Annotated in this window: 17 protein-coding genes, 1 rRNA gene and 1 other RNA gene; 10 read left to right on the top strand and 9 right to left on the bottom strand. The window is 54.6% G+C overall.

All coding sequences use genetic code 11. The features are described from left to right. The 6 genes from NTH01S_RS11985 to NTH01S_RS02945 all read right to left on the bottom strand — a co-directional run. Window positions 1-98, bottom strand: a 16S ribosomal RNA gene (locus NTH01S_RS11985); the annotation flags it as partial. 416 nt (window positions 99-514) lie between these two features. Continuing rightward, entirely contained in the window at window positions 515-1,330 is an 816-nt protein-coding gene (locus tag NTH01S_RS02965; protein ID WP_068169240.1) for a TIGR00282 family metallophosphoesterase, read from the bottom strand. Between the two features lie 2 nt (window positions 1,331-1,332). Further along, complete coding sequence (locus NTH01S_RS02960; protein ID WP_068169227.1) at window positions 1,333-1,914, bottom strand: 5-formyltetrahydrofolate cyclo-ligase; 582 nt, start codon at window positions 1,912-1,914, stop codon at window positions 1,333-1,335. Next, window positions 1,901-2,058, bottom strand: a non-coding RNA gene (ssrS, locus tag NTH01S_RS02955) — 6S RNA. The genes NTH01S_RS02960 and ssrS overlap by 14 nt, the downstream gene beginning before the upstream one ends. Window positions 2,059-2,107: 49 nt before the next feature. Further along, complete coding sequence (locus tag NTH01S_RS02950) at window positions 2,108-2,449, bottom strand: cell division protein ZapA (protein ID WP_068169225.1); 342 nt, start codon at window positions 2,447-2,449, stop codon at window positions 2,108-2,110. Further along, window positions 2,450-2,668 carry a hypothetical protein gene (locus tag NTH01S_RS02945; protein ID WP_157070841.1) on the bottom strand — a complete coding sequence of 73 codons (219 nt, stop codon included), beginning with the start codon at window positions 2,666-2,668 and terminating at the stop codon, window positions 2,450-2,452. Between the two features lie 71 nt (window positions 2,669-2,739). On the opposite strand from NTH01S_RS02945, the gene NTH01S_RS02940 reads away from it, so the two are divergent. After that, window positions 2,740-3,126, top strand: a complete 387-nt coding sequence (locus tag NTH01S_RS02940) for a hypothetical protein (protein WP_068169219.1) — start codon at window positions 2,740-2,742, stop codon at window positions 3,124-3,126. Window positions 3,127-3,135: 9 nt separating this feature from the next. After that, window positions 3,136-3,714 carry a thiamine phosphate synthase gene (locus NTH01S_RS02935; RefSeq protein ID WP_068169215.1) on the top strand — a complete coding sequence of 193 codons (579 nt, stop codon included), beginning with the start codon at window positions 3,136-3,138 and terminating at the stop codon, window positions 3,712-3,714. 6 nt (window positions 3,715-3,720) lie between these two features. Here NTH01S_RS02935 and NTH01S_RS02930 read toward each other — a convergent pair whose 3' ends face one another. From NTH01S_RS02930 to epmA, 3 genes are all read right to left on the bottom strand, one after another. Further along, a complete protein-coding gene (locus NTH01S_RS02930; RefSeq protein ID WP_068169211.1) occupies window positions 3,721-4,416 on the bottom strand; it encodes a fasciclin domain-containing protein in 696 nt (231 codons plus the stop codon). A gap of 45 nt (window positions 4,417-4,461) precedes the next feature. After that, the gene (locus NTH01S_RS11850; protein ID WP_068169207.1) at window positions 4,462-4,896 is read right to left on the bottom strand and encodes a hypothetical protein; all 435 of its coding nucleotides are present in this window, start codon (window positions 4,894-4,896) and stop codon (window positions 4,462-4,464) included. Between the two features lie 110 nt (window positions 4,897-5,006). Continuing rightward, window positions 5,007-6,002 (bottom strand): EF-P lysine aminoacylase EpmA, encoded by a 996-nt coding sequence (epmA, locus tag NTH01S_RS02920; RefSeq protein ID WP_068169204.1) that lies wholly within the window; start codon window positions 6,000-6,002, stop codon window positions 5,007-5,009. A 96-nt stretch (window positions 6,003-6,098) separates the two neighbouring features. Here epmA and NTH01S_RS02915 point away from each other — a divergent pair, with 96 nt between their 5' ends. The 8 genes from NTH01S_RS02915 (at window position 6,099) to NTH01S_RS02880 (ending at window position 15,294) form a co-directional block, all read left to right on the top strand. Further along, window positions 6,099-7,172 (top strand): lysine-2,3-aminomutase-like protein, encoded by a 1,074-nt coding sequence (locus NTH01S_RS02915; RefSeq protein ID WP_068169238.1) that lies wholly within the window; start codon window positions 6,099-6,101, stop codon window positions 7,170-7,172. 132 nt (window positions 7,173-7,304) lie between these two features. After that, window positions 7,305-7,871, top strand: coding sequence for an elongation factor P (gene efp, locus NTH01S_RS02910; RefSeq protein ID WP_068169201.1), 567 nt, complete (start codon window positions 7,305-7,307; stop codon window positions 7,869-7,871). Between the two features lie 34 nt (window positions 7,872-7,905). Next, window positions 7,906-8,739: an inositol monophosphatase family protein gene (locus NTH01S_RS02905; RefSeq protein WP_068169198.1), complete on the top strand. Its 834-nt coding sequence runs from the start codon at window positions 7,906-7,908 to the stop codon at window positions 8,737-8,739. Between the two features lie 124 nt (window positions 8,740-8,863). Continuing rightward, the gene (locus NTH01S_RS02900) at window positions 8,864-9,607 is read left to right on the top strand and encodes an OmpA family protein (RefSeq protein WP_068169196.1); all 744 of its coding nucleotides are present in this window, start codon (window positions 8,864-8,866) and stop codon (window positions 9,605-9,607) included. Next, complete coding sequence (locus NTH01S_RS02895) at window positions 9,604-10,743, top strand: flagellar motor protein MotA (RefSeq protein WP_068169194.1); 1,140 nt, start codon at window positions 9,604-9,606, stop codon at window positions 10,741-10,743. Before NTH01S_RS02900 ends, NTH01S_RS02895 begins: the two co-directional genes overlap by 4 nt. A 4-nt stretch (window positions 10,744-10,747) precedes the next feature. Continuing rightward, window positions 10,748-11,749 carry a peptidoglycan -binding protein gene (locus NTH01S_RS02890; RefSeq protein WP_068169191.1) on the top strand — a complete coding sequence of 334 codons (1,002 nt, stop codon included), beginning with the start codon at window positions 10,748-10,750 and terminating at the stop codon, window positions 11,747-11,749. 342 nt (window positions 11,750-12,091) lie between these two features. Next, a complete protein-coding gene (lepA, locus tag NTH01S_RS02885; RefSeq protein WP_068169235.1) occupies window positions 12,092-13,894 on the top strand; it encodes a translation elongation factor 4 in 1,803 nt (600 codons plus the stop codon). Between the two features lie 8 nt (window positions 13,895-13,902). Next, window positions 13,903-15,294, top strand: a complete 1,392-nt coding sequence (locus NTH01S_RS02880) for a glycosyltransferase family 2 protein (RefSeq protein ID WP_068169188.1) — start codon at window positions 13,903-13,905, stop codon at window positions 15,292-15,294. The last annotated feature ends 169 nt before the right edge of the window (window positions 15,295-15,463 follow it).

Raw genomic sequence — 15,463 nt, 5'->3', positions numbered from 1 at the left:
TTACCCGTCCGCCACTCACCCCGAAAGGTCCGTGCGACTTGCATGTGTTAAGCATGCCGCCAGCGTTCGCTCTGAGCCAGGATCAAACTCTCAGGTTCAATCCCATAAACCCAAACAAAAACACAAAGCATAATTCAAAGCATCTCAAAATAAGATACATCGGCTTATACCGCGTCCTAATCCAGATCAGGAACTTTCAGCCCCATCACCAGCATCAAAACGCCGCCAACATATCCCTTCCAATTCATCAATCTTCAATTGTCAAAGAACTCATCTTTACCACCGCTCAGCGCCTCAAGAAAGGCACCACCGCGTCGGTGAAGGCGCTTATAAGCACATCACTCACCACTGTCAAACAACCGTCACACAACACATACACACACTCAAAACCCAATCAAAACCCAATCAAAACCTCAATACAAAAACTTTATCCCCAAAATACATTCACTAATCGAAACAAAAATAACCAAAAAAAATACAAAAAACCGGGCAACGCCCGGTTTTTCCAATCCACTCAAAAGTCTGGCCAATTTGGCGCTAATCCACCACCAACCCGCAGAGGAGCAACCCGCACGGCCAACCCAGTGGCATCATCTGTTTCAACCATCAAACCACAAACAGTCGCCTCACCCTCTGCTGGCTGCGGCCGCTCTCCCGGAATTTTCCGCACAAGCCGATGAAGTGAAGCCTCCTTCCCCATGCCAATGACGCTATTATAGTCACCACACATACCAGCATCCGTCTGCAAAGCTGTGCCGCCCGGCAAAATACGATGGTCTGCCGTTGGAACATGCGTGTGCGTTCCAACCACAACCGAAGCGCGCCCATCAAAATAATGTCCAAAGCCTATTTTTTCACTTGTCGCTTCAGCGTGAATATCAATCACCACCGCATGAACGGTCACACCCAACTTATGGCGTGATAAAACGTCACTCACCGCACGGAAAGGGTCATCCAACGGGTCCATGAAAATACGCCCCATCGCATTAATCACCAAAGCACGGCGCCCACGCCCAACATCAACTGTATAATGCCCCTGCCCCGGCGTACCGAGCGGATAATTAACCGGCCGTACAATGTTCGGCATCTGGTTAATCTCACGCAACATATCCCGCCGGTCCCATGCATGGTTCCCTAAGGTGATGACATCAACGCCTGATTTAAGAAGTGCGCGTCCTATTTCAGGCGACAAGCCATACCCATGTGAGGCGTTCTCTGCATTTGCGACAACCAAATCGAGCTTCAGCTTTTCCCGCCAGCCGGGCAATTGCCGCATAACTGCTTCACGGCCAGTACGCCCGACAATGTCACCGAGAAAAAGAATCTTCAAAATCAAACCTTCCCACGAAGGCGAGACCTTATAGTGTCCCGCTCTGTTATAATGCCCCTCAGCGGACAGTCATAAGGTCCGGTAGGCACAACCGGCACTTCTTGCCACGCAGCCCCAAATCCAAATGCTGGCACACATAACCGCGCCAACGTTCTATCATAATAGCCGCCACCATATCCCAGACGATATCCCCGCCGGTCAAATGCCAATAACGGAACAAGCAAAAGATCTGGAACCAAGACAGCACTATCCGGATAAAGCGTGCGAAAACGCCCTTCTTTCATAGCAACGTCAGGCAACCATTTCCGGAACAAGAGCGGTTCGCCCTTCGGAGGCGTTTCGGGGAGGGCTACATTATACCCTTTTTCTAACAAAAGGGGGAATATCGGGCGCAAGTCCACTTCTTGCCCCATAGGCCAAACGGCACCAATCGTTTGAACATTTAAGCCATCTAAGGCCTGCAATATGCGCCCTCTCAGAGCAGCGCCCAACGCTTCATCAATCCCCACGCGTCGCCGTTGCAACATACTCGCCCGCAGAGTTGCTTTTTGATATTCTAAAGAAAGAGAATGTGGAGCCGCCATAGCCGTTGGCCTTTTTCAGCCCTCCTAGACCTGCAAGTGCAGGTGGGCACCGGGTAACGTGACCAGGGCCACGACAGAGCCAGTTCCCTAAGGAATGCTTATCGGCCCGGGGGTTGATTCGCCTGACGCACCAGGCAGCTCCGAGGCTTATATGAGCCGCCTTCTTCTGAGTTTCAACGCAAAAAAACTGAAATTAATCGTTTTCTGCTTGCGCAATAAAATGTTCGGCCGTTTCCGCCAATGCCAACAAACGCTCTTTCCTTGCCTGAGCGCCCACATCAACCGGAGGCTTCGCTGCTTTTTCAGCCTTCTTTTCTGCCGCCTGCAAATCACGCCGCAAATCATGGATTTCGTCGGCCATTAATAGAGCAGCCATCACCAATGTCTTCGCTTCGCTTGGCGCCCCGCCGAATGAACGCGCACGCTGCACCCAACTTTCCACCTGCTGCGCCATATCATGCAAGTGAGATTCCTCACCGTTCCGACAGCCAACGCCATAGGTGTATCCATTCAAACGGATAGAAACTTGCCCCATTTACTCACCCCCCGTCTGCGCAAGAACAGTTTCGATCCTAACGCATAAGGCATCAATATTGGCCGCAATCTCTTGGATGTCTGGCTGGTCATCATGAGAGCGCACCAAAGCATCTCGCTCTTCCGCCTGCTTCTTAACGAGACTGGCCAAACGCTCAAACGCACTTTCGATCCGCTCGATTGCACCATTCTCGCTTTGCATATCCGGCTGTTCGCTCAAAACGCTGCGCGCTCCCCACCGCACGGGGCCCGTTCCGATTATGCCGGAACCCCTTTATAGTCATATCCACTATGCAGAAGAACCCCGAACTCCCCCTGCCGTCAAGCACCACACTGCCATCATCTGTGGCTATTTATACCATTTCGTCACAATATGAGCAGAAAGCCTGCGCAACAAAACACCCTCAACCATGGATTGCCCTTGCACCAGAACATAGCGGCGCGGCTTTGGGTATTCTGTGGTGGCTACAGGTCGTCGGAGATCAAGCCCCTCTTTCAATCCTCGATTGCGGAGCCTCTGCCGCACTGGCACAACAAGCACTTAATGCTGGAATCGGGTGGGTCATCTGCCGTACTACCTCCGCCCAGATAAAAGCCCTTTCTTCTGCCCCCTCGTGGACTGGGCGTATTTTAAACCAGCGCCCCAACAGCCTCCCTTTTTCATCATCACAACCCTGAGACACAACCATGCCATCTGCCGAACTATATCTGAGCATTAATCCCTCAGCATCAAGCTGCGCTCTCCTCCAGCACCTTCCCTCACTGCTTGCGCACCCGGAAGTCACCGCATTACGCCTGCCCTCTACCTTTGATTTATCCGCGCATAGTCTGCAACGCTTGCTGAAAGAACTGCACCAGCACGATGTTGCCCTTATGATCGCCACATCAGACAGCAGCTACACAATCCCAAAACATTTTCTAGAGAGCGCTGACGGCATTCATGTCAGCACCTACGAAGCACTGACCTATTGGCGCAGTCACGCCGCCGATACGCTTCAAATCGGCATGTTCTGCCAAACCCGCGATGACGCTATGCAGGCTGGAGAAAACGGCGCGGATTATATTGCGTTCCCACACCACGAAACGGCTTTGCTGACATGGTGGTGCAGCGTTGCCGAACTACCGAGCGTTGCAGAAGGCGTAACAACAGCTGAAGCCGCCATTGCCGCACAAAATGCTGGAGCCGATTTTCTCGATATTACGATCGCGCTTAATGGCAGTGATGCAGACACTTTACAGCCCATCATCACTGCCATTTCAGCGTAAAACGCCTTACCGTTGGGCAGGCGCTACAACATCACGTAGGAAGTACAAAACACCGTTCGATTGCGGGAACGACGTTCCCCACAGTCGAACGGCTGGATCACGCCCATTACCAACAGAGAAGCCCCCCTCTGGCACGGCTTGCACATAAAGCCACTGCCCTGACAAAGCTTTCAACGCAATCGTTGTATGCCGTGAGCGCTGCATCGCTTTACTCAGCGCAGCTTCGTCCCAATGCCCTTGCACCACCGTATAACGTGCAATGCTCGCTAGAAGTGCTTGCGTATATGATGAAGACACACTCCCACCCGTCTGCGCGGCAAACCGTTCCAACGCAGCATTCGGCACTGCAAAAACGGTATATGGGCCATTCCCATTCAACCACGGCATCACACCAGCTTGACGCAGAACCTGAGCATAATCAGCAAGCTCAATAGAAGCTTCCACGTTCTCTTGCAAAGGACGATCCGCAAAAGACGGCATGGCAGGCGCACGATAGGCCGCCGGACTATCCGCCCTGCCGTCAATATCAGGCAACCGCGTCAACGGCAGAGCATCTGGCATCGATTTCGCGGCCACATTCCCACGCGTTTGAAAGCTATCTTGCGGGTGCGGCAACACCATCTTCTTCTGCTGCCAGCCATGGCACCCAGCCAAGGTAAGACAAGCAACAACAGGCCAAATAAAACGTGCGTTCAGGCTCATATTTTCTCCACAAACCACCTTTTCGTGGCCTCTTGCCATTATGAATCAGCAACCGTCACCACGCATTGTCCATCCGACAACACGCCCAGCCACCAACTCAAACGTCGTTTGGCAACTTACATTATACGCTGTCCCGGGGAAGCCACCGTACCCCCAACCCGGCGCCCCCCAACCACCGCCAAAGCCGCCAAAACCACCGCCCCAGCCGCCGCCCCAACCACCATAACCAAAGCCTGGCGCGCCCCAACCTCCCCAGCCCCAGCCGCCGCCACCGGTATATTCTGTGGCATTCTGTATATAAGCGAGGAAAGAGTGGCCCTGTGTCTGGAAGCTGCGGCTTGGCACACCGAACTGCCGCACCACATCCACCTCATTTTTACCGACCATAGAATCCAAAACTTTCCGCTGTTCCAATGTTGGAACTTCACAAGCAGAAAGCCCCAACAATGCGGCAACAGCGAGAAATGGTGCGACTTTCATAACCCCAAACCCTTCAATGATTATAGGTATAGAACTGGATAATACAGGAACTGACACTATAGCGCGAAAGACCGCGCCTGCGGATTAAACTCTAGCAAGCTGCCATTCAGTCATACCAACCACAAAATGTCACGCAGCGCAGGCGCGCCCGTCGCTAACATCACTAAACGGTCAAATCCCAATGCAATGCCCGAACACTCCGGCATCCCGGCCAAAGCTGTCAAAAACGCTTCATCCAAAGGCCAATCCTGCTCAGGCGTCAACGCCACCCGCCGCGAACGATCCGCCTCAAACCGTGCCCGTTGCTCCACCGGGTCTGTTAATTCTTCAAAGGCATTCGCAAGCTCAATCCCGCCAATATACAACTCAAAACGTAAAGCACCGCGCGAATCTACCGGATCTTTCCGGGCCAGTGCCGCCTGCTCTGCGGGCCAATGTGTCAGAAATGTCGGCTGCTCACGCCCAATCACAGGCTCAATTTTATCCAGCAGAAGGCGGAAAAAGAGATCTTCCCACGTCTCTCCATCACGCAACACCACCCGCGCTTGCTGCGCTAGAGCATCAGCATCCCCTGCCGTCCCCAGTAGATCCGCACCAACATAACGCGCAAACGCATCCTGCATGGTTAAACGCTCAAACGGCACATGAATCGGAATATGCTGCTCATCACGCCAAACCGTCTCTGGCAGGAGTGCCTTCACATAAGCTTCCGTCTCATCCATCAAAGACGAAAGATCCGCACCGGGGCGATACCACTCCAACATCGTAAATTCAGGATGATGCGTATGGCTCGCTTCACCGTTCCGCCACACACGCGCCAACTGGAAGATAGCCTGCCCACTTGCCGCAACAATCCGCTTCATAGCGAACTCCGGACTCGTATGTAGAAAGCGCACCTCTGACGTACCATCTGGCCGCTCCAGCATCGTGCGGAAACAGCGCAAATGCACCTCCTCCCCCGGCACAGGCACCGCATAAGGCGTTTCCACCTCAAGATACGCCCTGTTTTCAAAAAAGCGTCGAGTCTGCCCCACCATCTCCATCCGGCGCTTTAACAAAGGCAGGCGCTCCGCAATACGATCTGGGTCTAAGGCCGTCACCGACATTCTTTCATCCTTGATTAAGCGGGACACAAACAAAACATCCCTCAGCAACACGTGATTGCTTGCAGACCCGCCCCTCAGAAGGCTAGAGCCATGCCCATGCACGATAGGGTCAAACACACCACCAACACTACCCCCACCACGCCCAAATCCGCCTCACGCGTTTTACGCAACACGGATGACTTGGTCGCAGCAGGGCTCGTTCCCCCAGATCAAGCTACGGCTTTAGAGGGCGTTAGTGAGCGCTACGCAACTGCCGTACCAAAAGCATTCCAAGACCTCATAACCCACCCCGATGACCCCATCGGCCGACAGGTCATCCCAACCGCGCATGAAGCCATCACACTTCCCCACGAGAATATTGATCCAATTGGCGATGATGCCCTCTCCCCGGTCCCCGGCATTGTCCATCGCTATGAAGACCGAGCACTACTCAAACCTCTCCTGATCTGCCCGCTTTATTGCCGTTTTTGCTTCCGCCGTGAGCATGTCGGCCCCGATGGAGGCCTCCTCAACGAGCAAGACCTTGAGCGTGCCTTAACGTGGATTGCAGAACACCCAAAGGTAACCGAAATTATCCTGACCGGCGGCGACCCGCTCATGCTCTCTCCGCGCCGTCTCAAATATATTATCGCGGCCCTCTCCAGCATTCCCCATATTGAGACAATCCGTATTCACTCCCGCGTGCCCGTCGCAGACCCCGCACGACTAACGCCGGAACTCTTGGATGCCCTTGAAACAGACCGCGCCATGTGGCTCGTCGCGCATATTAACCACGCCCGCGAACTCACCGCAGAAGCACGTAGCGGCATACGCTCCATTCTAGCCCGCGCTATTCCTGTCTTATCGCAATCCGTTCTACTACGCGGCGTGAACGATACGGAAGAAACACTCGAAGGCTTGCTCCGGGCCCTCGTCACTGCGCGCATCAAGCCTTATTACCTCCATCACCTCGACTCCGCCCCCGGAACGGCACATTTCCATGTCCCCATTGAGGAAGGCCAAGCCCTACTCTCACGCTTGCGCGGCCGTGTAACTGGCCTTGCATGGCCAACCTATGTGCTCGATATTCCGGGTGGAAAAGGGAAAGTGCCCATCGGCCCCAATTACCTTGAACCCAACACGCCGAACGCCGTTCGTTCTCCTAATGGGGAACTCAACCACTTCACCTAAACACTGCACGTTTGCGTAACGATACCGGAAAAATAACCTCCCGCCTTGCCGTTCCCCCCAAAGCGGCGCTAGAAGCGGCTCACAACGTACTTTTTATTAAAGACGCAATTCCTTCGGGATCAGGACAGAGACATGAAACAACAAGCCAATCTTATCCGCGCCGGCCAAGTCATCGAGCATGATGGCCGCCGCTGGACCGTTCTAAAGCAGCAGATCATTACCCCGGGTAAAGGCGGCGCTTTCATCCAAGTCGAAATGCGTGACCTGAAGACCGGCAACAAAACCAACGAACGCTGGCGCACCGCTGATTCCGTTGAACGTCTGATCACGGAAGACAAAGACTACAACTATTCCTACATGGATGGCGAAAATCTGGTCCTCATGGACCCAGAAACATTCGACCAAGTCATGCTGCCAAGTGACCTACTGGGGGACCAGCTCCCATTCCTGCAAGACAACATGCAGCTCGGTGTGAAGCTAGTTGAAGGTGATGCCGTTGGCGTTTCCCTACCACCACAAGTCACGCTTGAAATCGCAGAAGCGGACCCAGTGGTTAAAGGCCAAACAGCATCTTCATCCTACAAGCCTGCTCTGCTTGCAAACGGCGTGAAAACACTGGTACCGCCTTTCATCGAAGCTGGTGAACGCATCGTAGTCCGCACGGAAGACGCATCATACGTCGAACGCGCTAAAGACTGATCACGCCTGACCGAACTTAAGGAGTTCAAAGACAATGCGTTTATCTGCGCATATGGCCGTGATGCAAAATGCGGCTCACAAGGCATCCCGTCACCTCCTGCGTGACTTTTCTGAAGTTGAACAACTTCAGGTCAGCATTAAAGGTCCGGGAGACTTCGTCTCTCAAGCTGACATGCGCGCCGAAAACATTATCCGTGAAGAGCTGACCCGTGCTCGCCCGGGTTACGCCTTCCTGATGGAAGAAAGCGGTGCCTCCGGTGGTGACAACTGGACATGGCGCTGGGTTGTTGACCCACTCGATGGCACGTCCAACTTCCTGCACGGCATCCCGCACTGGGCGATTTCTATCGGCCTACAACGCCGCCATCCTGACGGCTCTGTCGAACTCGTAGCAGGCGTGGTGTATAACCCCGTTGCTAACGAAATGTTCTGGGCCGAAAAGGGCGTAGGCGCGTTCTTGAACGAGCGCCGCATCCGCGTTTCTGCACGCCGCAACCTGAACGAAGCTCTCTTCGCAACAGGTATCCCATTCGCGAAAGTCAGCGGTCCAAACCGCTTGGCTTTCGCACGTGTACTGTCCGCATTGATGCCAAAGGTTGCTGGTGTACGTCGCTTCGGCGCCGCAGCACTGGACCTCGCGTGGGTCGCGGCTGGCCGTTACGAAGGATACTGGGAATTCGGCATCAAGCCGTGGGACTGCGCTGCGGGCCTTCTCATCGTGCGTGAAGCTGGCGGTCACGCCACCGGCCCAGACGGTATTGACCTGAATGACCTGCCGGATGACGTCATCGTCGTTGCTGGCAACGCAAACATGCACGCCCCCCTCAAAGAACTGGTGCATGAAGCACTGACACGGGACGACGCGTAAGCATCTTCCCTAGAGGGTGGCGAATAACGACGCGGAGATATCAGCACGTCACGCATCAAACGCACGGTTCACGTGCGTTGTACCATTGCCGCCACCCCATAGGCTCGGTTAGGATTGGCCCCGCATGAAAAGGCCGATCCTAACCTCCCTCGCCGTTACGGCCGCACTGGCCGTTCTTTCCCCGCATTGTGCCAACGCACAAGTTGCGGCCAATCTTGACAACCTGCCGCAAGGGCAGAGTACGCCCCCCCCCACCGCACATGCGCCACATACCCCGGTGCATCACGTCAATGCGGCAGCGGCATCTGGCTCTCAAGGCGCTCATTCCGCCCCTCCATCACAACATACCAGCCAAACTCGCTCAGCCCTGCCGAGCGTTCCAACGGCTCCACCACCGCCAGTCATTTTGCCACCTCCCTTCGGTGATGTCCCTCTACACCCTCCCGTCGCCGCAGACCCCGTCATTGCAGTACCAAAGGCGAGCAGTTCAGCAGCGCCCCTTTCAGATGGCACTCTCCGCGTTCTCTTCGGCACCAACAGCGCCGACCTCAACGCTGACACCATCGCCGCCATCACAAACCTTGCTGAACATTTGAAGACTGCCCCAGACAAACGGGTCATCCTCATGAGCTACGCGACCCTTCCCGGTGATGATATTTCAATGCCGCGACGCATCGCTCTTGCACGCGCCCTCGCTGTGCGCTCTCTTCTCGTTAGCCATGGTGTCGCCACAACGCGCATTTACCCTCGCGCTCTCGGCCGCCCGGCACAAACAGACACAGCACCGGCTGATCGTCTGGACATTTTAACAGAACCCCATTCAACCCCGGACCAAAACGCGTCCGAATCAAGGACTCCTACCCCGTGACACGACCCACCACATTTTTACTGCGCATGGGCGTTTTCTTGCTTGCGGTCATCGCACTTGCCGCCTCCATGGCACCCACATTGACCCATGCCTTTGCTGCAAACCCAAAACTTGATTCCGTTATTCTCGGCGTCTTAATTCTCGGTATTCTGTGGAATCTGCGCGTCGTTCAACGCCTCATGCCCGAGGTCAGTTGGGTGGACATGCTGCGCCAATCACGCGCTGGCCTTACGGCTCCCAACCCACCACGCCTCCTTGCCCCTATGGCAAGCATGCTGGCATCTCGTGGCCGCAGCGACAAACTCAGCCTTTCCACACAAACCACACAAGCGATGCTCGATAGCCTCTCAGCACGCCTTGATGAGAGCCGCGAAATTTCGCGCTACATGACGCAGCTACTCATTTTCCTCGGCTTGCTCGGTACGTTCTATGGCTTGCTGCTCACCGTCAGTTCCATTGCATCCGTCATCTCTGGCATGTCTGCTGGCAGCGGCGATCTTGATGCCATGTTTAACCAGCTCAAAACAGGCCTCGCCGCACCACTCGCAGGCATGTCCACAGCATTTTCCGGCTCTATGTTTGGCCTCGCTGGCGCCCTCATCCTCGGCTTCCTTGATCTCACAGCAGGCCAAGCACAATCACGCTTCTTTAATGAATTGGAAGAATGGCTTGCTGGCCTAACCCGTGTTGGTGGTGGCAGCGCAGCAGTTGATACCGATGGCGCACCAATCCCGGCCTATGTCCAAGCACTCCTCGAACAAACAGCCGAGAACCTCGAAACACTGCAAAATGCCGTTTCACGTGGCGAAGAAGGGCGCGTTCGTGAAGTCGAACTACTGGATGGCCTCCAAGAACGCCTGCGCGGCATGACAGAACTCCTCCGCGCCAACCAACAAATCATGACCCGCACGGCCGAAACCCAGTCGGAGCTTATTACTTATCTCCGCAACCTGCAGGGCAACACACAAAATGCACCGCTAGAACGGATCGAAGGACAACTTGCACGCCTCAGCGATGACCTGAAGCAGGGCCGCATGCAAACAACAGGCGAATTGCGCAACGACCTACGCGTCCTCGCCCGCACGATCGCCGCTTCGTCCGGCAACAGCGCCCATAACAGCGCACGACAGGACTAACCCCATGGCCCGGCGCAGACGCGGATCCCATAACGCTTTAGATGCATGGCCCGGCTATGTGGACGCCTTGTCCACACTGCTCATGGTTGTCACTTTCGTGCTCCTTGTCTTTGTCGTCGGACAGCAATTTCTGTCCGTCTCTCTGACACGGCGCGAACACACGCTTGATGCTTTACAAAAGCAACTCGCCGAACTCTCCCACATGCTTGCCATGACGGAAGATAAAAACCACACGCTCAACGCAACGGTGGCAAGCCTTGGTGCCGATAAACAGCATAATGAGGCACAACTCACCGCTTTGTCTGCACAACTGGCCACCCTGACTGGGCAGTTACATGACCGTGAGCAAGCACTGACCAACGCCGATACCAACGCTAAAACACAAACGAGTAAAATTTCAGACCTTCAAACGCAGATTGATGAGCTAACACGCCAGCTACAAGCGATCAGTAATGCGCTGGATTTAGAAAAAAAGAACAGCACCAGCAAAGACGACCAGATTAAAGACCTCGGGAACCGTCTCAACATTGCTTTGGCCGATAAAGTCAATCAGCTCAAACGCTACCGCTCCGAGTTCTTTGGTCGCCTGCGTGATTTGCTGAAAGACCAAAAAGGCGTCAACGTTGTGGGAGACCGCTTTGTCTTCCAGTCTGAAATTCTTTTCCCTCAGGGTAGTGCAGACCTCACCCCCGCAGGACGAAAAGAAATCACAACCCTTGCACATACTTTTAAGCAAGTCGCCTCAACGATCCCGACGGATCTCCCCTGGATTCTGCGCGTCGATGGTCACGCAGACCGCCAGCCCATTCACAGCGCTTTCCCAAGCAACTGGGAGCTTTCCTCAGAACGCGCCATCACCGTCGTGAAACTCCTGATCAATGAAGGCGTAGACCCACACCATCTCGCCGCAACAGGGTTCTCAGACTACCAACCACTCGACTCAGCAGACACAACAGCCGCCTACGCGCGCAACCGCCGCATCGAGTTCCGTCTTACAGATCGTTAAAAAATACGGCGGAACCCACTCCCCTGCGGTTCCGCCCTTTACCACTCTCCCTTCTCAGGCTCTTCCCTTCTCAGGCGGCCCTCCACCGTCCACGCACCATCACAACCCCGATTCTACGCCTTTGCGCTTACCGCTCCCCACCATCGCAACAATACATCTCAAGGCCCATGATGCGCAGCAACGCATATCATGGCATCACAGCTCATGCCGCGTGCACGTATTGCCCGCCCCCAACACACAACAGAGCGAACAAGACACCACACGCCTTAGACGCAGATTTCCTGACGAAGTTATGCAAGGTTGAGATTTCCTCCCGGCCCGTTCTGTTCTATGTATGAGCGCATGACCGACACCCCTCTCTCCCTGATCCGCAATTTCTCCATCATCGCGCATATCGACCACGGGAAATCCACGCTGGCTGACCGCCTCATCCAAGCGTGTGGCGCCCTAACCGAGCGCGAAATGAAAGCACAGGTCCTCGATTCGATGGAGCTGGAGCAAGAACGCGGCATTACCATTAAGGCGCAGACCGTCCGCCTGACCTACCCGGCCAAAGACGGCAAAATGTACACACTAAACCTGATGGACACCCCGGGCCATGTGGACTTCGCGTATGAGGTCAGCCGTTCCCTCGCCGCATGTGAAGGCTCCCTCTTGGTGGTCGATGCCTCACAAGGCGTAGAAGCGCAAACACTCGCCAATGTGTATCAAGCCATTGACGCCAACCACGAAATCGTCCCTGTCCTTAACAAAATTGACCTCCCCGCTGCAGAGCCGGAGCGCGTGCGCGCACAGATTGAAGAAGTCGTCGGTATTCCAGCTGATGACGCCGTAGAAATCAGCGCCAAAACTGGCATCAACATTGAAGGCGTACTGGAAGCGCTGGTGCAGCGCCTCCCCGCCCCACAAGGCGACCGTGATGCGCCCCTTCAAGCCCTTCTGGTGGATAGCTGGTACGACCCTTACCTCGGCGTTATCATCCTGATCCGCGTCATGAATGGTACAGTCCGCAAGGGCGACCGCATCCGCATGATGCAGGCTGGTTCCACATATCACGTTGATCAGGTCGGTGTTTTCTTACCGAAAATGACCAACGTCGCAGAGCTCGGCCCAGGCGAGATGGGCTACATTAACGCCGCGATCAAAACCGTTGCAGACGTAGCCGTTGGTGATACCGTCACTCTCGACCGCCGTCCCGCCGAAAAAGCTCTAGCAGGCTTTAAGCCTTCCATCCCCGTTGTATGGTGTGGCCTCTTCCCTATTGATGCTGACGACTTTGACAAATTGCGTGAGAGCTTGGGCAAACTGCGCCTGAACGACGCCTCTTTCCACTTTGAAGCCGAAAGCTCCGCCGCCCTCGGCTTTGGTTTCCGCTGTGGCTTCCTTGGGCTGCTGCACTTGGAAATCATCCAAGAGCGTCTGTCACGTGAGTTCAACCTCGACCTCATCGCGACTGCACCGTCCGTTGTATACAAAATGACGCTGGCCAATGGTGAAGAAGTCGAGTTGCATAACCCGGCGGACATGCCAGACACCACGCAGATTGCTAAAATTGAAGAGCCGTGGATCAAAGCCACCATCTTGGTGCAAGATGAATATCTCGGCGCCGTGCTTACACTTTGCTCAGAACGTCGCGGCATCCAGCTTGATCTCACCTATGTCGGCAACCGCGCCATGGCCGTCTATCGCCTACCACTCAACGAAGTGGTGTTTGACTTCTATGACCGCCTCAAATCCCTCACGCGAGGCTATGCATCCTTCGATTATCAGGTTGATAACTACGAAGAGAGCGACCTCGTGCGTATCTCTATTCTGGTCAACCATGAACCGGTCGACGCGCTCGCCTTCGTTGCACACCGTACGGTCGCGGAATCACGTGGCCGCTCCATCTGTACTAAACTGAAAGACTTGATCCCCAAACAACTCTTCAAAATCGCCATTCAAGCCGCGATTGGCTCCAAAGTCATTGCCCGTGAAACCATCGGCGCTCTGTCTAAGGATGTAACCGCGAAATGTTATGGTGGTGATATTTCACGTAAGCGCAAATTGCTCGACAAACAAAAAGAAGGTAAAAAGCGTATGCGTCAGTTTGGCAAAGTCGAAATTCCCCAAAGCGCTTTCCTCGCAGCCCTAAAGATGGACTAACGCCCACTATGCTCCGCACAGCCGCCATCCTGTTTGTTCACAATGACCTCGAAACTTTAGGATGGTGGCTCGCTCACCATGCGGCCATCGGTTTTTCTACTCTCATCGTCTGTGACGATCACTCAACAGATGGCACGAGCACCCTGCTCGAAAGCGCCGCGGCTTTCCATGATATTCGCATCCATACATCTGATCGTAGCTTGGCCTCTCCGGCACAACGCCGCCAGAAATTCGAACGTACCGTCATCACAGACGCTGAAAGCAAGTTTGATTGGCTTTTATGTCTCGCAGTTGATGAGTTTCTACACCTCGAACACGCTTCATCCGTTGAAGAATTCTTAAGCCATCCCCTCTCTCCCCCAGCACTTAATTGGTGTATTTTCGGCTCCAATGGCCACCATGTTCACGCACCATTTTCGCCCATTGAACGCTTCACACGCCATGCTTCAGAAGACTTCCCAGACCACCGCATTACACGCCGCTTCATAGGGCCTAACAAACACGCGGCACTCCCAGACCCATTCTCCACCCCCCATACCCCACCAAACTGGGCGCATGGTCGCATCCTGCATTTTGCCTGCGGGGACCGTGACACTTTTTGCAAGCGCATGAACACTCCCGCTCCTACAAATGAACACGACGCCGCGTGGGAACATTTTAACCAAAATACCCACGAATGGCTTGCAGGACAGCATCTTCTGCCGCGTACACGCGCCATTCATGCCGCTATTGATCAAGCCCGACTAGCAGAACTGCACTACCGCCTCACACAGGCCACCACCAATGACCCCACAGACCTTACAGAACGTCTGAGCGTCGCTCTACCGCAAGAAACAGCCCCGCCTATCGCAGTACAGCATTTCGTCATCGGCGATACATCACGCCTCGTGCTCAATACCACGACGAACGAACTCCAAGCCGTTCCTAAAGAACGCTTGGCGCATGACCGGCACATTCCCCTGATTCTTTCAGTAGAAAAACCTTCGCCCCATACCGGCATTGCCCCCGCCATTCTCACGACGGAACGTCCAAATAACCAAGCGTTCCTCTCTCTTAACGGCGTCGCGTCGCTCCTTGCATATATCCCACTCTCTATTGATACACGGGCACGGCAAATCACATCCCCTGTCACCCAAACACCCGTCACATTCCCCATCGCAGAGCAAAGCCTGAGTAAAGTTCAACCATCGATCGAGCACACACAACGCCTCACAGCCTATCATGAACTCACAGCACATGGGCACACCCTCGCAGCACTCCTGCATGGCATTGCACAGCAAGATATTACAGATGCCAGCGCATTAGGCTGCGCCATAGCACTCCTCCCCACCATAGAGGCCAATCGCCTGTCACAAGCATTTCCCGGCCTCATCCCCGCCAGCATCATGCCTTTACACTAAGAAATCTGCTGCTCAGAATGGGCAAAAAGCGCCAAAACTTTCGGGCACCTGCCATGTGGCCAAGTGACAAATACGCTTTCGGTACCCCTGGGGACACAGGTTCTACCAAAACGCGCCAACCCAGCTTTGCACCCTCCAACACATAGCCATCATGTTCTACAGGGTGGCC

Origin of the sequence: Neokomagataea thailandica NBRC 106555 (assembly GCF_001598495.1) — a bacterium.
Lineage (GTDB): Bacteria > Pseudomonadota > Alphaproteobacteria > Acetobacterales > Acetobacteraceae > Gluconobacter > Gluconobacter thailandicus_A.
Note: the sequence above shows the minus strand (reverse complement) of the source record. Positions and strands in the feature narration are given on the sequence as shown.